Origin of the sequence: Alteromonas sp. C1M14, from assembly GCF_018860965.1 — a bacterium.
Classification (GTDB): domain Bacteria; phylum Pseudomonadota; class Gammaproteobacteria; order Enterobacterales; family Alteromonadaceae; genus Alteromonas.
Genome location: NZ_JAHKQF010000008.1, coordinates 341,273 through 363,106, shown reverse-complemented (window position 1 = coordinate 363,106; position 21,834 = coordinate 341,273). Strand labels below are relative to the sequence as shown.

Genomic DNA, 21,834 nt, shown 5'->3' with positions numbered 1-21,834 from the left:
CATGCTTAATCGTTGCTATCGTCTGGCTCTATATCATCCAACATCGACTCAAATTCTGCAAAATCATCCAGCTCATCTTCTTCAATATCTTTGTTACCACTGTCACCGTCGGTAACTCGGTATTCTAGGTTTTGAAAATAGGCATTCTTAATAAATGCATAGTCATCGATGGACTGTTCTATTTGAGATTCTTGACCAAGTAATGAGGCTCGGCCTTCTAGAATAGAGACAGCAAAACGGATCACCGTTGTAGTTCCATCCAAAATGGCCATAGGATAATACACATTGTCTACCACATCGCCGGTTAACGAGCGGGGATCATTAGGGCCCGCTGCTGGTATCATTAAATAAGGGCCAGTTTCTACGCCCCAAACACCCAGCACTTCCCCAAAGCTTTCTCGCTCTCTGGGTATTCCTATTTTGTCTGCCACATCAATGGTGCCCAGCAAACCTACAGTAGAATTGATAACGAAGCGCGCAAGGCTATCTAACCCTTCATCAACTTTACCCTGAAATAGATTATTCATCATATTTCCTGGCTCTTCTAAATTATTGGTGGCATTGACCAAACCTGTACGGGCAAATTGAGGCATCACAGTGACATAACCCACAGTGACAGGACGTAGGAGGTATTGATCTAAGACTTCCCAGTTAAAATCCCAAGAAACCCGGTTTACGGATTCAAAGGGGTCCTTTGGATCACCATCGTATTGATTGGTTTGCTCCTCTTGCTGCACATCAGGTTGGCTCGCACAGCCACCTAAAAAAGCTAAACTAAAAAGAACATTCAATAAAAACTTTCTGGACAACAAGGTCACATTATTTCCTCATTAATTTCTAATTTCGTCGACAATACTTCGCCTTGACTGACCGTTACCGTCATTTCCCCAAGTAGATCACCTGTGGCAGGCATCACATCTTCATCAGCAGAGATACGTGCAACCAATTTTGCCTGCGATAAGGATGATAGCGTATACGAAGGCAACATGGCATTCTCCGTGGTTAGCGTTAATGTTACAGGAAATGTTTGTAATGGCATTTTCACCACTGCAGCTGGCATGCGGTTGTCGCTATTACCGTCCTGAGCATAAACGATAAGAAAGCCTTCAGTAGGCACTTTATTTTTCAACGCTTCATCAAGGGTGATCTGCATATCAAACCCTGTTGCACTTATTGTACTCGATGGTGTGGGGGTGGCGCTACTAAGTGCTTCTAGTTCACTTAAACGCTGTTCTAATCCCAAACGGGTTTCGTTATCTTCAGGCAGTTTGTCTCTCACCTTGGCAAAATACGTACGGGTATTATCTAAATCGCCAAGACGGGCCGACACCACGGCCATCATCAACACTAAATTGTCATTTTCTTGATTCTGCTTGAGCAAGTTAGTAAGTACCGACTGAGCTGCCAACAAAGCTTCTTCAGTATTGGATGCCATCAATGCCTGCGCATAAGTAATTTGTATTGTGCTATCTGTAGGCTTAATCGCCATGGCTTTTTCAATAGCTTGGGTGGCCTGGGTGGTTTCCCCTACCGATAACCAAAGACGGCTTAAGAACATCCATCCGGTGGCATCTTCAGGAGTCTCCCGTAGGCGTTGTCTAATGGCATAAGTCAGCGCCGATATATCGTTGGCAGTAAAATTACTGGCATTCCCAGATGCCAGTTTTTCACTGAGTTCAGGCAACGCAGAGATCGCAGATTGAGCTTGCTCAATTTGATTAAGATGATTCACCGTGAAATACACGATACCGCCGGTGACAAAGGCTAACGCACCACCCACTAACAACGCAGGGAATGCACTTTGTTTTTGCTGTCGACGTTGAGGTGAACTTTCATCCACCAAAGCCAACTTCAATTCATCACTGGCTTTTTGTTTTTCTGCATCGCCAATTAGGCCTTCTTCGGCCTCCCTTTCTAGCTCTTCAAGACGCTGCTTTATAACCGCAATATTAGTTAGGGTATCTCGTTTATCTACTTTTCTTTTACGCAACCAAGGGAGGGCAATAAGTAAAGTAACCAGAGTAATAAGGCCAGAAACGACAACAACGAAAATACTCCAATTCATGAATCATCCTGTTTTAGCATGGCCTCTGCCTGTTTAAGTTTTGCGTCTATATCTTGCTCTGGAGGCTGTGAACGGCGTCGAATAACAAAATACATGAGGGACACGATAAAAATCACCGGTAACGCCCATAACCATATGGTGGCGAACGTCACCGGTGGCTTGTAGTAAACAAAATCACCATATCGATCTTTCATGTAGGCGATGACCTCTTGCTTCGTTTTTCCTTCTTTAAGCAAGCTATACACTTTTCTACGCATATCATGGGCAATCATGGCATCGGAATCAGCGATATTCTGATTTTGACACATAGGACAACGCAATACGGCGGTTAATTCCAAAAATGCCACTCGCTGGGCAGGATCTGCAAAAGCATAGCTATCTTCTACCGCTAACGCCGGCTCATACAGACCTAAAGTAAGCACTAACAAAAGAAAAATATTTTTCATCATTCGTCGCCTTTATGGAGCCCTTGTTCAGCCGCTTTCTTTTCAGCAATTAACTGCTGATAGAGGGGGCCAACTTTAGTTTTCCATACGCGTTCATTAATATCGCCGATATGGTGCATTCTAATGACTCCCTGACTATCAATAAGAAAGTGCTCAGGCGCCCCGGTCACACCTAAATCTAGCGATGTATCACGATAAACATCGAAGATATTAAACTGATACGGATTCCCATAACGACTAAGCATGTCGGTCACTTCGTCTTGTACCCGGCTTAGGGTTTTGGTTCCAAAATCAGGATCAAGATCTTGGTCAAAATACAGCCCCACAAAATGCACATCTTGCTGTTGACGTAACTGAGTAAGAAAAGGCATTTCAACAGCACAGGTGACACACCAAACTCCCCATACATTTAAAATGGTCACTTCACCTTTAAACACGTCTTGATCGTAGGTTGTCGCGGGATCCATTAAATCTGGCAGGGAAAAACCAGGTACAGGCTTGCCATCGGCTTGTGAATCTAGCTGCCTAGGATCCGAAAACAACCCCTGGAAAAGAAAGAACACCAATAGAAAAAACAACACCAAGGGTATTAATAATAGGCCGAGCTTTTTGTTCATTGTGCTTCTCCTTGGGCGGCCAGCGGCTGCCCGCCATATACCCGTCGTACTGCCGCCATTTTCGCCATTCGATAACGACGATCAGAGATAGAGAAAATCCCTCCAATGGCCATGATAACGGCGCCGGCCCATATCCAAGTCACAAAAGGCTTGATGTAAATACGCACCGCCCAAGCACCATCACCAAGGGGCTCTCCCATGGCAATGAACAAGTCTCGGAATAAAGAGGAATGGATACCGGCTTCTGTCATTGGCATTTTCTGCACAGTATAAATACGCTTTTCGGGCTCAAGATGGACGATTTTTTCATCGTTTTGGTATACATCAAACACGCCCACATCGGCGGTATAGTTTGGCCCTTGCGCTTGTTTTAACTGAGTAAAATGAAACGTGTATCCACCTAAGGTTGCTCTTTCTGACGGAGCCATTCTTATATCCCGCTCCACCGCATAATTCGACACCAAGGTGATCCCTATTATTGTTACCGCAAAACCTAAATGTCCGAATACCATGCCCCAATGACTGGCTGTCAACTGGCGTAATTTAAAAAAGAGAGAGCCTTGAGACATAGCTTGGGTACGCTGCATCACTTCTTGAACAGAATTAATGAGGATCCACGCCGCCAGTACTAGCCCCATCGCTCCCATATAGGTGGGCGCATCATAACTAAAATTAATGAGAATACCGGCACTTAAACTCAAGCCCAACGCCACCAGTGTTTGCTTTTGCAGCATTTTAAGTGGCTGTTGCTTCCACCGAGTTAATGGCCCTAAACCAAGGCATAGCACAAAAGGCACAATGAGAAACGTAAACATCTGATTGAAAAACGGCGCGCCAATGGATATAGAACCTAAGCCAAGCTCTTTATGCACCAAAGGCAAGAGAGTACCTAACAGTACCACGATGGTTGCTGCGCACAAAAACACGTTATTACCCATCAGTAAGACTTCACGGGAAACCAAACTGTAACGCCCTGAAGAACGCAATTGTGAGGCCCTCAAGGCATACAACAACAGGCCCAGCCCGGCTAGCACCACCAATATACCTAGAATAAATAGTCCGCGAGAGGGGTCGCTAGCAAAAGAATGCACGGACACAATAACGCCAGAACGCACCAGAAAGGTACCGAGTAAACTTAGCGAAAAAGCGGCGATAGCAAGAAGCACCGTCCAGGATTTAAACACTTTGCGTTTTTCAGTGACAGCCAAGGAATGCATCAATGCCGTACCCACCAACCAGGGCATAAAGGAGGCATTTTCCACCGGATCCCAGAACCACCATCCACCCCAGCCAAGTTCGTAATAAGCCCACCAACTACCCAAGGCGATGCCCACGGTAAGGAAGGCCCAGGCGGCAATCACCCATGGCCGAGACCAGCGCGCCCAAGTAGAGTCTAACTGGCCTGATATCAGCGCAGAAATGGCAAAAGCAAAGGCGACAGAAAACCCCACATACCCCATATATAACATGGGAGGGTGAATGATCATGCCAAAGTCTTGCAATAAGGGGTTCAAATCTCGCCCGTCCACTGGGAAAAATGGCAACATACTGTCGAAAGGGTTAGAGGTAAGTAGCATAAACAAATAAAAGCCAATACCAACCGCACCTAGCACTGACAATACCCTCGCGACCATAACCTCGGGGATCCCTTTACTGAAGATAGCCACTGCTACCGTCCATGTGGATAACATAAACACCCACAATAAAAACGACCCTTCATGTCCGCCCCACACCGCGGTGACCTTATAATATTCAGGGAGTTGACTATTAGAATGCTGTGCCACATACGCAATGCTGAAGTCATCAGTGACAAATGCATAAACCAATGCAATAAAGGCCAGTAGGGTAAATAAAAACATACCGGCAGCTAACGGCTTTGCCGTACCAATTAATAAAGAATGCCCCGTTTGCGCCCCCCACATAGGGTAAACGGCTAATAAAATGGCACAAACCAGCGCCAGCGTGAGAGCGATATTACCTAATTCAGGAATCATTTCGGCTCCCCATATTTGCCGGTTTGACGTGCTTAATGCCCTTCATTTGTTCCGCGAGCTCTGGTGGCATATATTCTTCATCATGTTTGGCCAACACTTCTTGAGCGTCGATGATACGATTGTCTACAAGGGTACCCGTTGCCACGATCCCCTGCCCTTCGCGGAACAGATCTGGCAAGATCCCAGCATACCTAACCCTAACCGCAGGCCCAGTATCCACTAAATCAAAACTCACTTCTAAGCTGTCTTTGTCACGCTGCACGCTGCCAGGTACCACCATACCCCCAATTCTTAACCGCTGGCCAATTTCAGGCTTTTTACCCTCTCGACCATCAACGATCTGGCTAGGGGTGTAAAACAAATCGATACTATCGGTCAGTGCAAACAGCATTAGACCAACCGCACCGGCAATGAGAATGCCTATACTCAACACCACCGCTAGCCTGTTCTTTCTGCGTGGATTCATGGTTATTGTCCTGTATTTATTGGATTAACGTACATGGGAGACATTTTTCATTTTTCGCGCTTTTTCAATACGCACTTGTCGCTGCTTTTCTGTGGTGATTTGCGCCAATAATTTACTATGTTCCATGCGAGTTTGTACCGTAATCGCGACCATCATGAGCGCGCTAACCCCAAAGGATAGCCACACATAAAAACCGTAACCACCCATTGCAAAGAAATCAGCCAACGAATCAAACTGCATGGTCTTGTTCCTTCTGTTCAACTAAGCTTTGTACCCAAGGACGGTGAATTTCACGGCGAATAATTTCATTGCGTAGACGCATGGTGGTCACTGCGGCAATAAACAACCCAAAGCCCAGCAAATTGATCAGCAAAGGCCAAAGCATATCCGTGGCAATGGAAGGCTTGTCTAATTTTGTGATGGTAGAGCCTTGATGTAGGGTATTCCACCATTCCACCGAAAAGTGAATGATGGGAATATTCACCACGCCCACCAACGCCATGACACCCGCCGCTTTGCCCGCTTGTTGTTTATCTTCAAACGCACTGTAAAGTGCGATAACGCCAAAATACAAAAACAGAAGAATTAACTCCGAGGTTAGCCGAGCATCCCAGACCCACCAAGCGCCCCACATGGGTTTACCCCAAGCAGCGCCTGTGATCAGCGCAATGAAAGTCATTGTCGCGCCGATGGGGGCAATGGCAATCATCGTCATGTAGGCTGTACGCCATTGCCATATGATCCCCACCAACGCGGCCATCGCCATGGCCACATAGCTACTCATAGAGAGCATGGCACTGGGTACGTGAATATAGATAATGCGAAAAGAGTCACCTTGCTGATAATCCTGCGGCGCAAAGGCCAGGCCCCAAATAGTTCCCAAAGCTAAACACATCACTGCCGCCGTCCAAAACCAGGGCGTTAGTGTTGTGCATAATTGATAAGCCCGCTTAGGCTGTGCGTAAGGATGCAACCATTTCCACATCAGTTTTGACTCACTTTCAGGGCATAAGCAATGGCTGCAGGAGCCGCAGCTATCGCCATTAACAACATTGCGCCAATAATAGCAATTTGCGCTCGATAAGGTAATGCTAACGCTGCTGATTCAACCGCAGAAGTCGCAAAAATCAGTAACGGAATAAACACCGGAATAAGTAGCAGTGCAAGCAGCAACCCACCCCGCTGCAAGCCTACGGTAAGACCCACCGCAATGGCCCCGACTAAAGACAACAAGGGCGTACCCAATGCAAGGGTGAGCATTAGCACCAGATACATATCAAGGGTTAAATGTAGGAATAAGGCAAGCAACGGAGAAAGCAGCAATAACGGAATAAATGAGACCAACCAATGGCACAAAACTTTGACACACGCCACTTGATATAAAGGAAGACCTGACAGCTGAAGTTGTTCTAATGAACCATCCATAAAATCATCACGAAAGAGCCGCTCCATGCCTAACAATGACGATAAAATTGCCGCTATCCATATCACCCCAGGGCCAACCCGTTGTAAGGTTTCTGGACCTGGGCCAATACCCAAAGGAAATAAAGAAACCACCATAACGAGAAACATTAATGGTTGCATCAATTCAGATTTTTGACGAAATGCTAAGGTTAAATCCCGCAGAAAGACGCCATTGTACAACTGATTCAAATCTGATACTCCAAATCAACATACTTGATGGGTCCGACGCGTGTGGATAGAGGTTGATGGGAGGTGGTGATGATGGCTCCCCCATTTTCAACATGCTGGCCCATTTTATCTTCTAACTGTTGTACCCCAGCAATATCTAAGGCCGTAAAGGGTTCATCTAACAACCACACATGTGCCGGTTTTAAGTACAATCGGGCCAGTGCAACGCGACGCTGTTGACCTGCAGATAGCATTCGACAGGGAATATCTTCTAACCCCACTAGCCCTACCTCTAACAGCACCGCCATGATGTGTGTCAATGTTGCAGATAACCGATGTTGAAAACACCAAAACCGCAAATTCTCAACCGCCGACAGCGCCCCATTTAAGCCAAGTTTGTGCCCAACATAAAGCATTTGTGTGAACCAGTTAGTACCTAGCGGTTCACCTGCCCAGGTGATCGTGCCCCGTTCTGGCTCACTTAATCCAGACAAAATACGTAGCAAGCTGGTTTTTCCAGCCCCATTTGGGCCCCGTAGGTATATGAGCTGGTTTGCATGTAGCGTTAATGAAAGACCGTCAAATAGCGTTCGATCCCGCTTGATACAACACAGATCGGTGGCAACTAGTTCTGACAACACATCCTCACTTCAATCATTAACATTTTTTTCAATTTTGCATTCTAGCATAGGCAAATTTAATCGCATCACACCCATTAGCGTATTAAACTTTTTTATGACGTAGATTACCCTGAAGCACAATTGACAAGATAAAAATGCAAGATTTTGCTTAACTTAATCACAGTAGCCGCCGATATGCCAGATATGAACCTTGAATTAACCAAGCTAATTAGCGCTAGCAATGAGGCTGATAAAGCACAATCTAGCACCGCAATTTCCCAGTCTGAAACCCTTTCTGCTTTGGCTAAAACGGTGGTTCAGCGTCTGCCTGAACAGGTATTACAAATTACACTACCTCGTCAATTAGGTAGTGACACCCTGTTAATAAAGCCTACTGTGCAAAATACGAGTGTATTACAAGGGCTGGCGCAAACTAGCATGGCAAAAGATACACAGGGCACGGCTACCTTATTTGATCATCTGCCGTTAAAACAACAAGCGGTGATCACCCAGGCCGATACCCAACGCATAATTAGAACGTTAGCTGAGCAAATAGCCACCCAAGCAGCGACGGTGTTAAGCCCGACGAACCCCATTCGATTAAGTGCTCAGGTAGAGGCCCTACAAGGGAATCAAGTCGCCTTAAAAATGCAGCTACCCGGATCTCCTAACGTTCCTGTAGTGCTTGATGACGTGCTGTCCTCAGCCCTTAAAATAACAGACAAAGTACAACTCGCCATTTCGCCCATGTCTGTCGAAGCCAAAGATTCGTCCCAAACAAAGGGCTGGCAAATCACGTTTTCCATCGCAAAAGGAAAGCTCAGCCACTCTCAACCTGCATCGGCGTCTTCACCGTTGGTGCAATTAGGCTTAGCCAAGTCCCTAAGTGCCGACGGCGTGACGGTGCAAACCCCGTCAACGAACCCGATAAACAGCGCATTAAAAATGCCACACACGGGGGCTGCTGCGCTGACGCATTTACATATCACTTTACGGCTTTCCCAATTGAATGTCAGCGGGGTTGAAACACAAGCCAAACTTGCCCTCCCCGTTCCACAGAGCATACTAGGCCAATTACCGACGATGCCTGAAGCCCTCACCAACCTGCTTAAAACAGTGAAGGTGCCGCCTAGCACGCTGATAGGGGCCGAGTTATCTGCCGATGCCCGTAATATTAAGGACAGTGTGACGTCAAAGGGGGTAACACCAGCGGGGCAACAGACAGCAAAAGGAACCGCTAATGCACCAGGAACCGCTAATGCACCAGGCTTAGAAACACCCGATGACGTCGAGGTAAAAGCCAAGTCCATTGGTGAAGGAAGTCGCCAAGCTGACCCATCAGTGGTTAGTAAAAGTATTGGTAACCTGCCATTATTTCACGAAAAAGTGACTCAACTTTCCCGTCAATTACTGGCTGAAACGGGTTCTACCCACACCGCCCTTGCTAAACTTGTCGCTACGTTAAATGAAGCCAGTCAAACCGGCTCTACGCCCACGAAAGCCTTAGCGCAACAGTGGCGAGAGCAATTAGGGCTTTTATCCCCTGCGGTTGATATAAGTAACAAAGGCCAAGGGGAAAAAGGAATAAGCAACCTCAATGGTGCTATACCCTCCACAGAGGAGGGGGCGTCGTCGGTGACCTCGCAAATTCAACAGTTAATGTCGACCCAAGCGTTAGTCACTCAACCCTCAACCCTTCTCATTGCACCTAGCCAATCTAGTTTTATTAATGCTCTGGTCGCCATGCTACAAGTCAATTTAGCGGGCAAAGCACTGCGCAATCAACCAGACTTAGCGAAAGTCATGGATCAGGCAGAGTCATTTATCGCAAAAGCCGTTAAAACGGCGCAACCGGCTTCTCGACCGTCTCGTGTGGTAAACGAATTTGCCCACATAGACAGTCGCAGCAATATGCTCGCTCAAGTGAAAACCCTACTTGCAAATCATCAACAACAAAAAGTACAAAACGCAGAAAGCAGGGCCGCAGGTCAAGAATCCATGTACTACGTGCTTCCAGTAAGTCGCGACGGTCAACCTGCCCCAGAAATTTTGTTTCGCACTGAAGAAAAGCCAGAAGAGAAACTCAACGAAGTAACCAAAAAACAAAAAATCTGGCATCTAACCATGAAACTCGATGTGGGTGAATTAGGAGAGTTATTAGCCAAAACCCGGATAACCGGTAATGATATTCATCTTCAGTTTTATGCTTCTACCGATGCCTTACTCGCACAACTTTTTGATACTCTGCCCTTTTTGCTTAAACGTTTCTCACAATTAGGACTAAACATCGAGCAACACAGTTGTCAAAAAGGACGTTTACACGGTTCATTAAAAGAAGCACCGTATCAGTTATTTGAGGCATTGGTATGAGTAATAAAACGCGAAGAGCCATCGGTTTACGCTATGGGGGTGGCGATAAAAAAGCGGCGCCTAAAGTCGTATCAAAAGGGTATGGTGAACTTGCCGATGCCATTATTCATGCGGCACAAGAGGCTGGGATCCTTATACACGAAGATCCCCATTTATCTGAAATATTGGCAACACTGGATTTAGGCCAAGAAATTCCAGAATCTCTGTACTATGTGATTGCCGAATTAATTGCTTATTCGTATATGCTACAGGGGAAAATTCCAGAGGGATGGGAAAACAGTGGCCACCTTCCGCAAAAAGCGTAAAGTGGCCCACTTTATCTTATAACGCTTCTTCTGATTCGCCTTCAGGCTTTTCAGTTGGTTCAACTTTCGCTAATAGTAATTCTGCACGTAATTTCGATTCAATATCGTTCGCAATGTCAGGGTTTTCTTTCAAAAATCCAATAACATTGGCTTTACCTTGTCCAATTCGATTACCGTTGTAGCTGTACCACGCACCGGCTTTATCCACCAGTTTTTGCTTAACGCCCAGGTCGATAAGCTCAGCTTCTTTGCTGATCCCTTCACCGTAACGAATCATAAATTCCGCTTGTTTAAATGGCGGAGCCACTTTATTTTTCACCACTTTAACTCGGGTTTCGTTACCAACTACTTCATCGCCTTCTTTAACTGCGCCGATACGACGAATATCCAAACGAACAGAGGAATAAAACTTCAGTGCATTCCCCCCAGTAGTGGTTTCTGGGTTACCAAACATCACCCCAATCTTCATTCGGATCTGGTTGATAAAGATACAGAGTGTATTGGTTTTCTTAATATTGGCGGTGAGTTTACGCAAGGCTTGTGACATCAAACGTGCTTGTAAGCCCACATGAGAATCCCCCATATCGCCTTCAATTTCCGCTTTTGGTGTCAGTGCTGCAACCGAGTCGACAATCACCACGTCCACCGCACCAGAACGTACTAGCATGTCGCAAATTTCTAAGGCTTGTTCACCGGTATCCGGTTGAGACACCAATAGATCATCAATATTAACGCCTAGTTTGCCCGCATAAATAGGATCAAGGGCGTGCTCTGCATCCACAAACGCACACGTTTTACCTTGCTTTTGCGCTTCAGCAATAACCTGTAAGGTTAAGGTTGTTTTACCCGATGATTCAGGACCGTAAATCTCCACCACTCGGCCACAAGGTAACCCCCCTATGCCCAAAGCCACGTCAATACTCAGTGAACCCGTTGAAATGGCTTCGATATCCATGGCCTGATTGTCGCCCAGACGCATGATGGCACCTTTACCAAATTGCTTTTCAATTTGGCCCAATGCGGCAGAAAGTGCTTTTGATTTATTGTTGTCCACGATATTATCCTCAAGATAATGGAGGCTTTGCCGCCACCCCGTTTACCTGTTAATTCGCGAAAAAATAGATACTCTATTTAAACCGGTAGAAACAGCAGGAGACCCGCATAGCGAAATTCAATAGTTGAATGCATTTTATACTGTATACATGTACAGTCAAGTGCAAATTTATATTTAGTTTGTATTACCCCGTTTTATTCAGCAACCAGTCGTTGGTACAGAAAGTCGATTGCAAAATGTATGGCCTGTTCACGCACAGACAAGCGATCGCCATCAAACTGACAACACCTTGAATACAATTGGCCGCCAATGGAAAAACCAAACCATACGGTGCCTACCGGTTTCTCTTTAGTGCCGCCTCCCGGCCCAGCAATACCACTTACCGATACCCCAACCTCAGCGCCACTGTTTTCTACGACGCCATTAACCATTTGTTCAACGGTTTGCTGTGATACCGCGCCATGATGGTTAAGTGTACTTGGGGTGACACCAAGGCGTTGCTGTTTCGCTTGGTTAGAATAGGTTACCCATGACTGATTAAACCAATCAGAACTGCCTGCGACACTGGTAAGTACATAGGCAATGCCGCCACCAGTACATGACTCGGCACAAGACACCGTCCAGCCTTGCTGGCGCAAAACCTCTCCAAGTTGTGTCACAGTGCTAAGTAAGTCACTAAACGCAGAAACAGTTGAAAATTCGTCACTCATATCAATAATACATACCATTGTGCTGTCGTTGCAGTGTAACATTTAACCGTGCCCCCTTTGAAAGCTTTGCGCTTTCTTTTTTTAAACGGCCTCATGGGCTTTATTATGTACGGCATAACGACACTGACTCATTACTTTACTAGAGGTTTTTTTGGAATCACATACGCCCATGATGCGCCAATATCTGGCCATCAAAGCTCAACACCCTTCTATTTTATTGTTTTATCGTATGGGAGATTTTTACGAGCTCTTTTTCGATGACGCCAAAAAAGCTGCACATCTACTCGATATTTCGCTCACCGCCCGGGGCAAGTCCGGAGGCGAACCTATTCCCATGGCTGGCGTCCCTTACCATGCTGTAGAAAGTTATTTAGCGCGGCTGGTAAAAATGGGCGAATCGGTGGCAATTTGCGAACAAGTCGGCGACCCGGCCACCAGTAAAGGCCCGGTTGATCGACAGGTACAGCGAATAGTCACACCCGGCACAGTCACCGACGAAGCCTTACTTGAAGAACGCCGAGATAACCTCCTTGCTGCAGTTTGTGGTCATAGTATGCAATATGGCATCGCCACACTGGATATTAGCAGCGGCCGTTTTTTAGTCATGGAATGCCATAGCGATGAGCAATTATTAGCTGAGCTACAACGGGTAAACCCCGCTGAATTGCTTTATCCAGAAGGGTTCGACGGCCTTCATCTTATCGAAAAACGAAAGGGTTTGCGTCGACGGCCAGAGTGGGAATTTGACATTCAAAGTGCCGAAGAACAACTCAATCAACAATTTTCAACCCAAAGTCTCGATGGGTTTGGAGTAGAAGGCTTAGATAAAGCATTGGGCTCAGCAGGCTGCGTACTACAGTATGTCAAAGACACCCAGCGAACAGCATTGCCCCATATTCGCAGCATTCACAAAGAGCAGCAAGAAACCCGTATCCAGCTTGATGCTGCCACTCGGCGAAACCTCGAACTCACGCAAAATTTGGCCGGCGGATACGAAAACACCTTATTTAGCGTACTTGATACCACCGCCACACCCATGGGTAGCCGGTTACTTCAGCGTTATTTGCATGCACCAATCACGGATCATTACGAATTAAATTTACGACAAAAAGCCATTGGTGCACTTTTAGAAACCGGGTATGAGTCCGTTACCGACACGCTAAAACGCATCGGAGATATCGAGCGCATCATGGCCCGACTTGCGCTACGCTCGGCTCGGCCTAGGGATTTTTCTCGCTTACGGAACGCGTTTAATGAATTACCGGATTTGCTTAATCTGTTGACCAGTTTTAACACGCCCTTACTCACGTCTTTAAGTAAAACCATAGGCAGCTACCCTGAATTACAACAGTTACTGAATGATGCCATTGTGGATAACCCTCCGGTGGTTATTCGTGATGGCGGCGTCATTGCCGAAGGCTATAATGAGGAACTTGACGAACTGCGCGCCCTCTCAAAAGGTGCCACCGATTACCTCGACGCCCTTGAATTACGAGAGCGTGAGCGCACCGGCGTAGCGACCCTTAAGGTAGGTTACAACAAGGTACATGGCTTCTTTATTGAACTAAGCCGAGCCAATAGCGCCAGTGCCCCTGCAGACTACATTCGCCGGCAGACACTCAAAAACACCGAACGTTACATCACTCCTGAACTCAAAGAGCATGAAGATAAGGTGCTTACCAGTCAAAGTCGTGCCCTGGCCCTTGAAAAGCAACTGTATGAATCCTTATTCGATGCCTTTGAACCCCATCTGTCGTGTCTAATTGATACCGCAGAAGCACTGGCTAAACTGGATGTTTTACAGTGTTTTGCTGAACGCGCGGTGACCTTGGATTTGCATTGCCCTACTCTCACCGACCAACGTGAAATTAACTATCAATCGGGCCGGCATTTGGTGGTCGAGCACGTCATGGACGACCCCTTTATTGCCAACCCCATAACCCTAAACGACAGCACAAAAATGCTCATTATTACCGGCCCCAATATGGGCGGGAAGTCTACCTATATGCGTCAAACGGCGCTTATCGTGTTGATGGCCTATTTAGGAAGTTATGTGCCAGCAGAAACCGCCAATATTGGTAGAGTCGATCGCATATTCACCCGTATTGGTGCTTCCGATGATTTAGCCTCAGGGCGTTCAACCTTTATGGTAGAGATGACAGAAACGGCGAATATTCTGCACAATGCCACCCAACACTCGCTGGTGTTGATGGACGAGATAGGACGGGGCACAAGTACCTACGATGGGTTATCTTTGGCGTGGGCCTGCGCGTGCTACCTCGCACAAGAAATACATGCCTATACCTTGTTTGCCACCCACTACTTTGAACTGACCCAATTGGCAGAAAAAGAAAAAGGGGTCGTTAATGTGCACCTCGATGCCGTTGAACACGACGACACCATCCGTTTTATGCATACCCTCGCCGAGGGCGCAGCAAGTAAAAGTTATGGCTTGCAAGTGGCCCAATTAGCGGGCGTGCCACGTCCCGTTATTCAGGCGGCGCGGATGAAACTGCAACAACTTGAAAACCCCGGCCCAAAAGAACCTATCAAACAGCCCTCGGTAACTTCCTCAGCGCACAGTGAAAAGGTGGCACCGGAACTCGAACCACTCACCACCGAGCAAGGGCAATCAGAAATGCATTTTGCCGATATGCCCGATCCGCTACGAGACGCATTAAACGCACTTTCACCCGATGAATTGACCCCTCGCCAAGCGCTAGATTTAATATATACTTTAAAGCGTTTAAGTCAGGCGTAAAATACTTCCAAAACCAGCAGGCAAACCGATTGTTTGCCTGCGCGTCTTTCGCTATACTATTGCGCCGTCCAAGTGTTGAGTTTTGTTCTGTCGCACTCAACGCATTAGCCATACAATCCAACGCCTTAGGTTTCGCATGACAAATTATATTTTCGTCACCGGTGGTGTCGTATCATCGCTCGGTAAAGGTATTGCTGCCGCTTCGCTAGCAGCTATTCTTGAAGCGCGTGGTCTCACCGTAACGATGTTAAAGCTGGATCCCTACATTAATGTAGATCCCGGCACTATGAGCCCAATACAGCACGGGGAAGTGTTTGTCACCGATGACGGCGCAGAAACTGACCTCGATTTAGGTCACTACGAGCGCTTTATTCGTACTCGTATGACAAAACGAAATAACTTCACAACCGGACGTGTCTATGAAGAGGTTCTGCGTCGCGAACGCCGTGGTGATTACCTTGGCGCCACCATCCAGGTTATTCCCCATATAACCAATGAAATTAAGCGGCGTGTTATCGATGGTGCCGAAGGCCATGATGTGGCCATTGTTGAAGTTGGCGGTACGGTGGGAGATATCGAATCTCAACCCTTCCTTGAAGCCATTCGTCAATTAGGCACTGAAGTTGGACGTGAACGGGCTATGTACATGCACCTCACGTTAGTGCCCTACATGCCAGCTTCAGGGGAAGTGAAAACCAAACCCACGCAACATTCGGTTAAAGAATTACGTTCTATCGGTATCCAACCCGATATTTTGGTCTGTCGTAGTGTAGGTGCCCTGCCGGCCACCGAACGCTCTAAAATAGCCCTGTTTACCAACGTTGCCGATAAAGCCGTTATTTCATTAAAAGATGTAGACAGTATCTATCGCATTCCTGCGGCATTAAAAGCCCAAGGAATGGACCAACTGGTTGTAGATCGCTTTCAGCTAGACTGCAAAGAAGCCGACCTCACCGAGTGGGAACAAGTGCTGTACGCCGAGTCAAACCCTACGGCAGAAGTCAATATTGGTATGATTGGTAAATACGTTGAATTACCTGATGCCTATAAATCGGTTAACGAAGCCCTGAAACATGCCGGTCTTAAAAATCGACTGACAGTGAACATCCATCATATTGACTCTCAGGATATCGAAAGCAAAGGCACCCAAGTACTTGAGCAATTAGATGCTATCTTAGTACCAGGTGGATTTGGCGAACGGGGCATTGAGGGCAAGATTGCCGCAGCACGGTTCGCACGGGAAAATAAAGTGCCTTATTTAGGTATTTGTCTGGGAATGCAGGTTGCTTTAATAGAATTTGCCCGCAATGTAGCTAATATGGAAGATGCAAATAGCACCGAATTTAACCCAGAAACGCCCTACCCTGTGGTAGGCCTGATCACTGAATGGTTAGATGCTGATGGCTCAAAAGAACACCGTGATGCCACCTCCGACTTAGGCGGTACTATGCGTTTAGGTAGTCAGCTGTGCCATCTGATTCCTGGTAGCAAGGTGTGCGATGTTTATGGCAGCGAAGAGATCTATGAGCGCCATCGCCACCGCTATGAAGTGAACAATAACTTACGCGATCAAATAGAAGCAGCGGGCCTTAAAGTAAGTGGTTTATCCACCGACAAACGGCTTGTGGAAGTTATCGAACTTCCTGAACATCCGTGGTTTGTAGCTGGACAATTCCACCCGGAGTTTACCTCTACCCCCCGTGATGGCCATCCGCTGTTTACCGGTTTTGTAGAAGCAGCCGGACAGTATCAGAAAGAAAACCATTGATTCTAATAGTAAAAGCCCTTTCCCGGGGCCTTTTACACAAACAAACGTTGAGGAAATGAAATGGCGAAAATTGCTCGCATTATCGGACGCGAAATCCTAGATTCCCGTGGTAACCCTACGGTAGAAGCGGATGTCTATCTGGACTCTGGAGCCATGGGACGTGCTGCAGCACCGTCCGGCGCATCAACCGGTTCCCGGGAAGCTCTTGAACTGCGTGACGGTGATAAGTCACGTTACATGGGTAAAGGCGTAGAAAAAGCCGTTGCCGCTGTTAATGATGTTATCGCACCGGCGATAGCAGGCATGGATCCACTGGTACAAACCGATGTGGATAACAAAATGCTTGAACTCGATGGCACAGAAAATAAAGAGAACTTAGGAGCCAATGCAATCCTAGCGGTGTCTCTTGCTGTGGCCAAAGCCGCCGCTATTGAAAAAGGCGTAGCATTGTATGAACACATTGCCGATTTAAACGGCACCTCGGGTCAATACTCTATGCCAGTGCCTATGATGAACATCATCAATGGTGGTGAGCATGCTGACAATAACGTCGATATTCAAGAGTTTATGGTACAACCTGTTGGCGCGAAAAGCTTTAAAGAAGCCTTACGCATGGGTGCTGAGATTTTCCATAACCTGAAAAAAGTACTGTCTGCTAAAGGCCTCAATACTGCAGTGGGTGATGAAGGTGGTTTCGCGCCTAACCTTAGCTCAAATGCTGAAGCCTTGGCGGTTATCGTAGAAGCCGTTGAAAAAGCGGGCTATAAAATGAATGAAGATATTACGCTGGCCTTAGATTGTGCCGCTTCTGAATTCTATAAAGATGGCCAATATGTACTTTCAGGTGAAGACAAATCCTTCGACTCTGAAACCTTTGGTGATTATTTAGCAGCGTTAGCCGAGCAATATCCTATCGTGTCTATCGAAGATGGCTTAGACGAAAGCGATTGGGACGGTTGGGCAAGCTTAACCAAGAAAATTGGCGAAAAAGTACAACTGGTAGGCGATGACTTGTTTGTGACTAACACCAAAATCTTAAGTCGTGGTATCGAAAACGGCATCGGCAACTCCATTTTGATTAAATTCAATCAAATTGGCTCGCTTACCGAAACCCTCAATGCCATTAAAATGGCAAAAGATGCTGGTTTTACCGCGGTAATTTCACACCGTTCTGGCGAAACTGAAGATGCCACCATTGCTGATTTAGCCGTGGGCACTGCCGCAGGCCAAATTAAAACCGGCTCTTTATGCCGTTCAGATCGCGTAGCTAAGTATAACCAACTACTACGTATCGAACAGGCCTTAGGCGACAAAGCGGTGTACCGTGGTCGCTCTGAAATTAAAGGTCAGTAAAAGTATCTGCAACGGGTAGCACTGGCTACCCGTTCTTTTTAATGCTACTTTACTGATATCTTTCATATATTATCGTTTCCATGTCGTCAGGTTCTGTATCGCCGTCAAGTCAGACAGATTTATTCAACGTCACTGGCACTGCTGACGAAAAACCTATTTACACTGAGATTTGTAACGCTCTGTATGAACGGGAGCTTACCCATTTATCCCAATTTGGCCCTGATCAATCTGCTCAGTTAAAAAGACGCCTTGGCGCTTTGCCCCATCGTATTCAGCGGGCCGCCCATTACCTTTCCCGACACCCTACCCCGCTTAACGTCGACAGCCACAATGGCAGCTGGCAATATAAGCAACCTGCCCGCTGTCCTGGCACAAAAACAAAGACGGAAACTACCCATCAATGGCTATCAAAGCATGGGACATACGGCTTGCCTATCCCTGTTCATATTCTGCATTACGATGAAGAACACATTGAACTGGATTCCATCGACCGCGTGATCACCGAAAATGAAACCTTACATATCAACAAATATGGGTGGTTTACCTTTGAAGGTCTGAGTTTGGACAAGCAACAGGATGATCCCCCCCGTATCCTTAAACCTACAAAGGCCATCATGGCCTCCGCGTGTTGCGGACATCGCTGGAACCACAAGGGTAAACAAGCACCAAGAACGTTAACATTGAGAGAGTTGTTGCTTTCTACCACCATAAACTGGAAAAACTTCTCTCTATAATCCATTTACTATTCCACCTGTAGGATGAATATAACTAATTTTTATAGTCATCATGGCAAAGAAAGGTTGACCTAAGCCCCCGACATGGTTACATTGTCGAGTATCAACTGGACAGGCAAGTATTCCACTATGTGTAAGCAAAATTTGCTCATTTCTCTTCTACTCCTCATGGCAGCCAGACTGCACGGGTAGATTGCATCCAGTTAAAGGAATTTCCAAAAACCCGTGCATCGCACGGGTTTTTTTTTATATTTTCACCACAAATATGAGTAACGGCCATGACGAATCAAGTAAAAATCTTTGATACCACATTGCGCGATGGCGAGCAGGCGCTACCCGCCAGTTTAAGTGCCAAAGAAAAGCTACAGATCGCTCTGGCACTTGAACGTTTAGGTGTAGATATTATCGAGGCCGGTTTCCCGGTCTCCTCCCCTGGCGATTTTCAATCCGTTCAAATGATTGCCAAAGAGATAAAAAACAGTACGGTATGTGGCCTGTCCCGTGCCTTAGAAAAAGACATCGATGCCTGTGGGCAAGCCTTACAAGTTGCTGAGCAATTCCGTATTCACACATTCATTGCCACCTCAGAGATTCATGTTGGCGCAAAACTTCGCAAATCCCAAGATGAAGTGGTGGATATGGCCGTGGCGGCTATCAAACACGCACGAAAATACACTGACGATGTGGAATTTTCTTGTGAAGATGCTGGCCGAACACATATTGATTACCTATGTAAAATGGTAGAATCGGCAATCCATGCAGGGGCGACCACGGTAAATATCCCTGATACAGTCGGTTACACCACGCCCACAGAGTTTGGCGGCATAATTAGTAACTTATTTAACCGCGTGCCGAATATCGATAAAGCCATCATCTCGGTGCACTGTCACAACGATTTAGGCCTAGCCGTGGCAAATTCTCTTGCTGCGGTTGAACAAGGTGCACGCCAGGTTGAATGTACTATCAATGGTATTGGTGAACGAGCAGGTAATTGTTCCCTAGAAGAAATAGCCATGATTTTGCAAACCCGTGAATCCATGTTGGGTATGCAAACCAACATCAATTCGACGGAAATTTCTCGTACCTCTAAACTGGTTAGTCAGTTGTGTAATATGCCGGTGCAGTCTAATAAAGCCATTGTTGGGGCAAATGCATTTAGCCATTCATCCGGTATACACCAAGATGGCGTGTTAAAAGCGCAAAACACTTATGAAATTATGACCCCAGAAAGTGTGGGCATTAATAAAAACAACCTCAACTTAACGTCCCGTTCTGGCCGTCATGTTATTAAGCATCGTTTAACTGAGTTAGGTTATAAAGTAGAAGACTATGATTTAGAAGCCGTTTATAGCGCCTTTTTAGCACTGGCAGATAAAAAAGGGCAAGTCTACGACTACGATTTAGAGGCCCTGTTGTTTTTCGATCAACAAAAGCACGAAGAAGCCCACTATACGTTGTCATATTTACAAGCTAATTCAGGTCGAGAAATTATTCCTAGCGCCACGGTTAGCCTAAACGTCGGTGAGGACACAGTAACACAAACGGCTATTGGAAATGGCCCTGTGGATGCGGCATTTAACGCCATTATTTCTATTTTAGGTCACCAAGATTTAGAAGTTGTAGATTTCAAACTCGACTCGAAAGGTGAAGGCGCAGATGCCTTGGCACAGGTAGGCGTTATCGCTACCTACAAAGGCCGTCGTTTTCATGGCATTGGCTTAGCCACAGACATCGTCGAAGCGGGTGTTAAAGCCCTTATTTTTGTATTGAACAATACCTACGTTGCTGATCAAATCGATCAGCATAAGAATCAACAAGTACGCGTTGCAGGAGTATAAATGAGCGAATTCAATATTGCCGTACTCGCCGGAGACGGCATCGGCCCCGAAGTTATGCAGGAAGCGAACAAAGTACTGACTGCCATTGAGCAGAAATTCAGTGTGACTTTTAATCGTACCGCTTACCCTGTAGGTGGCTACGCTATCGATACTGAAGGTGAAGCACTACCTGCAAAAACTCTACAGGGCTGTGAATCTGCAGACGCCATTTTGTTTGGCTCTATTGGCGGTCCCAAATGGGATTCGTTACCGCTAGAAAAACGACCTGAGCGGGCAGCGCTACTAACCTTACGTAGCCATTTTGATTTATTCAGTAATTTACGTCCGGCGAAAATCTATCCGGGGCTAGAAAACCTGTCACCGTTGCGCGCCGACATTGCCGCTAGTGGCGTGGACGTCTTGGTAGTTAGAGAACTCACCAGTGGTATCTATTTTGGCCAGCCTAAAGGCCGTGATGGCGAAGGTGAAGAAGAATACGCATTTGATACCATGCGATATTCTAAACGAGAAATTCGTCGTATCGCGGTGTCGGCTTTTGAAGCTGCAAGCAAGCGCCGTGGTAAAGTCACCTCGGTAGATAAAGCCAACGTACTGATGTGCAGCCGTTTGTGGCGTGAAGTGACCGAAGAAGTGGCCAAAGATTACCCTAAAGTAGAGCTTGAGCACATTTATATCGATAACGCGACCATGCAGGTTATGAAAGATCCCGCACAATTTGACGTGTTATTATGTTCTAACCTTTTCGGCGATATTGTGTCCGATGAATGTGCCATGATGACCGGTTCTATGGGTCTGCTGGCCTCTGCCAGTATGAACGAAGAGGGATTTGGTTTGTATGAACCGGCTGGCGGTTCAGCCCCGGATATCGCAGGAAAAGGGATTGCGAATCCCATTGCACAAGTGCTTTCAGCAGCCATGATGCTGCGCTTTAGCCTAAATCTTCAAGACGCTGCAGATGCCATAGAAAAAGCCGTTATCGCCACCTTAGGAGCTGGCGTATTAACGGGCGAGTTGTTACCTGAAGATAAGCGTGCTAACGCATCCACCACCGCTCAGGTCGGCGACGAAATTGTAAAACAGATTATGAATCAGGAGTAATTC

20 protein-coding genes are annotated in these 21,834 nt (G+C 46.5%); 8 read left to right on the top strand and 12 right to left on the bottom strand.

Going from position 1 to position 21,834, the window contains the following annotated elements; genetic code table 11:
* Positions 1 to 5 precede the first annotated feature (5 nt).
* The 10 genes from KO501_RS06290 to ccmA are packed head-to-tail and all read right to left on the bottom strand — an operon-like array spanning position 6 to position 7,858.
* The gene (locus KO501_RS06290; RefSeq protein ID WP_354667812.1) at positions 6 to 818 is read right to left on the bottom strand and encodes a VacJ family lipoprotein; all 813 of its coding nucleotides are present in this window, start codon (positions 816 to 818) and stop codon (positions 6 to 8) included.
* On the bottom strand, positions 815 to 2,065 hold the full coding sequence (ccmI, locus tag KO501_RS06285) for a c-type cytochrome biogenesis protein CcmI (protein WP_216028788.1): 1,251 nt from the start codon (positions 2,063 to 2,065) through the stop codon (positions 815 to 817). Before ccmI ends, KO501_RS06290 begins: the two co-directional genes overlap by 4 nt.
* Entirely contained in the window at positions 2,062 to 2,514 is a 453-nt protein-coding gene (locus KO501_RS06280) for a cytochrome c-type biogenesis protein (RefSeq protein ID WP_216028787.1), read from the bottom strand. Before KO501_RS06280 ends, ccmI begins: the two co-directional genes overlap by 4 nt.
* The gene (locus KO501_RS06275; protein WP_216028786.1) at positions 2,511 to 3,128 is read right to left on the bottom strand and encodes a redoxin family protein; all 618 of its coding nucleotides are present in this window, start codon (positions 3,126 to 3,128) and stop codon (positions 2,511 to 2,513) included. The genes KO501_RS06280 and KO501_RS06275 overlap by 4 nt, the downstream gene beginning before the upstream one ends.
* A complete protein-coding gene (locus tag KO501_RS06270) occupies positions 3,125 to 5,122 on the bottom strand; it encodes a heme lyase CcmF/NrfE family subunit (RefSeq protein ID WP_216028785.1) in 1,998 nt (665 codons plus the stop codon). Before KO501_RS06270 ends, KO501_RS06275 begins: the two co-directional genes overlap by 4 nt.
* Positions 5,112 to 5,588, bottom strand: a complete 477-nt coding sequence (ccmE, locus tag KO501_RS06265; protein WP_216028784.1) for a cytochrome c maturation protein CcmE — start codon at positions 5,586 to 5,588, stop codon at positions 5,112 to 5,114. Before ccmE ends, KO501_RS06270 begins: the two co-directional genes overlap by 11 nt.
* A gap of 24 nt (positions 5,589 to 5,612) precedes the next feature.
* Complete coding sequence (gene ccmD, locus KO501_RS06260) at positions 5,613 to 5,828, bottom strand: heme exporter protein CcmD (RefSeq protein WP_216028783.1); 216 nt, start codon at positions 5,826 to 5,828, stop codon at positions 5,613 to 5,615.
* A complete protein-coding gene (locus KO501_RS06255) occupies positions 5,818 to 6,573 on the bottom strand; it encodes a heme ABC transporter permease (RefSeq protein WP_216028782.1) in 756 nt (251 codons plus the stop codon). Before KO501_RS06255 ends, ccmD begins: the two co-directional genes overlap by 11 nt.
* The gene (gene ccmB / locus KO501_RS06250) at positions 6,573 to 7,241 is read right to left on the bottom strand and encodes a heme exporter protein CcmB (RefSeq protein WP_216028781.1); all 669 of its coding nucleotides are present in this window, start codon (positions 7,239 to 7,241) and stop codon (positions 6,573 to 6,575) included. Before ccmB ends, KO501_RS06255 begins: the two co-directional genes overlap by 1 nt.
* Positions 7,238 to 7,858, bottom strand: coding sequence for a cytochrome c biogenesis heme-transporting ATPase CcmA (ccmA, locus tag KO501_RS06245; RefSeq protein ID WP_216029056.1), 621 nt, complete (start codon positions 7,856 to 7,858; stop codon positions 7,238 to 7,240). The genes ccmB and ccmA overlap by 4 nt, the downstream gene beginning before the upstream one ends.
* A 147-nt stretch (positions 7,859 to 8,005) precedes the next feature.
* Here ccmA and KO501_RS06240 point away from each other — a divergent pair, with 147 nt between their 5' ends.
* Positions 8,006 to 10,210, top strand: a complete 2,205-nt coding sequence (locus KO501_RS06240; protein ID WP_216028780.1) for a flagellar hook-length control protein FliK — start codon at positions 8,006 to 8,008, stop codon at positions 10,208 to 10,210.
* Complete coding sequence (locus tag KO501_RS06235) at positions 10,207 to 10,515, top strand: EscU/YscU/HrcU family type III secretion system export apparatus switch protein (RefSeq protein WP_216028779.1); 309 nt, start codon at positions 10,207 to 10,209, stop codon at positions 10,513 to 10,515. The genes KO501_RS06240 and KO501_RS06235 overlap by 4 nt, the downstream gene beginning before the upstream one ends.
* A 16-nt stretch (positions 10,516 to 10,531) precedes the next feature.
* On the opposite strand, the gene recA is transcribed toward KO501_RS06235, so the two are convergent.
* Both recA and KO501_RS06225 read right to left on the bottom strand, forming a co-directional pair.
* On the bottom strand, positions 10,532 to 11,569 hold the full coding sequence (recA, locus tag KO501_RS06230; RefSeq protein ID WP_216028778.1) for a recombinase RecA: 1,038 nt from the start codon (positions 11,567 to 11,569) through the stop codon (positions 10,532 to 10,534).
* A gap of 194 nt (positions 11,570 to 11,763) precedes the next feature.
* Positions 11,764 to 12,279: a CinA family protein gene (locus KO501_RS06225; RefSeq protein ID WP_216029055.1), complete on the bottom strand. Its 516-nt coding sequence runs from the start codon at positions 12,277 to 12,279 to the stop codon at positions 11,764 to 11,766.
* Between the two features lie 169 nt (positions 12,280 to 12,448).
* On the opposite strand from KO501_RS06225, the gene mutS reads away from it, so the two are divergent.
* From mutS to leuB, 6 genes are all read left to right on the top strand, one after another.
* The gene (gene mutS, locus KO501_RS06220) at positions 12,449 to 15,040 is read left to right on the top strand and encodes a DNA mismatch repair protein MutS (protein WP_216029054.1); all 2,592 of its coding nucleotides are present in this window, start codon (positions 12,449 to 12,451) and stop codon (positions 15,038 to 15,040) included.
* Between the two features lie 136 nt (positions 15,041 to 15,176).
* Entirely contained in the window at positions 15,177 to 16,808 is a 1,632-nt protein-coding gene (locus KO501_RS06215) for a CTP synthase (protein ID WP_216028777.1), read from the top strand.
* 60 nt (positions 16,809 to 16,868) lie between these two features.
* A complete protein-coding gene (gene eno / locus KO501_RS06210; RefSeq protein ID WP_216028776.1) occupies positions 16,869 to 18,161 on the top strand; it encodes a phosphopyruvate hydratase in 1,293 nt (430 codons plus the stop codon).
* 80 nt (positions 18,162 to 18,241) lie between these two features.
* Positions 18,242 to 18,895, top strand: coding sequence for a hypothetical protein (locus KO501_RS06205; RefSeq protein WP_216028775.1), 654 nt, complete (start codon positions 18,242 to 18,244; stop codon positions 18,893 to 18,895).
* Positions 18,896 to 19,173: 278 nt separating this feature from the next.
* Positions 19,174 to 20,733: a 2-isopropylmalate synthase gene (gene leuA / locus KO501_RS06200; RefSeq protein ID WP_216028774.1), complete on the top strand. Its 1,560-nt coding sequence runs from the start codon at positions 19,174 to 19,176 to the stop codon at positions 20,731 to 20,733.
* Complete coding sequence (gene leuB, locus KO501_RS06195) at positions 20,734 to 21,831, top strand: 3-isopropylmalate dehydrogenase (protein WP_216028773.1); 1,098 nt, start codon at positions 20,734 to 20,736, stop codon at positions 21,829 to 21,831.
* Positions 21,832 to 21,834: the final 3 nt, after the last annotated feature.

Bases quoted from the DNA above. Each gene is read 5' to 3' on its own strand.
- KO501_RS06255 (WP_216028782.1), bottom strand. From the start codon at position 6,573: ATGTGGAAATGGTTGCATCCTTACGCACAGCCTAAGCGGGCTTATCAA.
- mutS (WP_216029054.1), top strand. From the start codon at position 12,449: ATGATGCGCCAATATCTGGCCATCAAAGCTCAACACCCTTCTATTTTA.
- leuB (WP_216028773.1), top strand. From the start codon at position 20,734: ATGAGCGAATTCAATATTGCCGTACTCGCCGGAGACGGCATCGGCCCC.
- ccmD (WP_216028783.1), bottom strand. From the start codon at position 5,828: ATGCAGTTTGATTCGTTGGCTGATTTCTTTGCAATGGGTGGTTACGGT.
- KO501_RS06270 (WP_216028785.1), bottom strand. From the start codon at position 5,122: ATGATTCCTGAATTAGGTAATATCGCTCTCACGCTGGCGCTGGTTTGT.
- KO501_RS06205 (WP_216028775.1), top strand. From the start codon at position 18,242: ATGTCGTCAGGTTCTGTATCGCCGTCAAGTCAGACAGATTTATTCAAC.
- leuA (WP_216028774.1), top strand. From the start codon at position 19,174: ATGACGAATCAAGTAAAAATCTTTGATACCACATTGCGCGATGGCGAG.
- KO501_RS06215 (WP_216028777.1), top strand. From the start codon at position 15,177: ATGACAAATTATATTTTCGTCACCGGTGGTGTCGTATCATCGCTCGGT.
- KO501_RS06275 (WP_216028786.1), bottom strand. From the start codon at position 3,128: ATGAACAAAAAGCTCGGCCTATTATTAATACCCTTGGTGTTGTTTTTT.
- KO501_RS06225 (WP_216029055.1), bottom strand. From the start codon at position 12,279: ATGAGTGACGAATTTTCAACTGTTTCTGCGTTTAGTGACTTACTTAGC.
- ccmI (WP_216028788.1), bottom strand. From the start codon at position 2,065: ATGAATTGGAGTATTTTCGTTGTTGTCGTTTCTGGCCTTATTACTCTG.
- ccmE (WP_216028784.1), bottom strand. From the start codon at position 5,588: ATGAATCCACGCAGAAAGAACAGGCTAGCGGTGGTGTTGAGTATAGGC.
- KO501_RS06280 (WP_216028787.1), bottom strand. From the start codon at position 2,514: ATGATGAAAAATATTTTTCTTTTGTTAGTGCTTACTTTAGGTCTGTAT.
- KO501_RS06235 (WP_216028779.1), top strand. From the start codon at position 10,207: ATGAGTAATAAAACGCGAAGAGCCATCGGTTTACGCTATGGGGGTGGC.
- eno (WP_216028776.1), top strand. From the start codon at position 16,869: ATGGCGAAAATTGCTCGCATTATCGGACGCGAAATCCTAGATTCCCGT.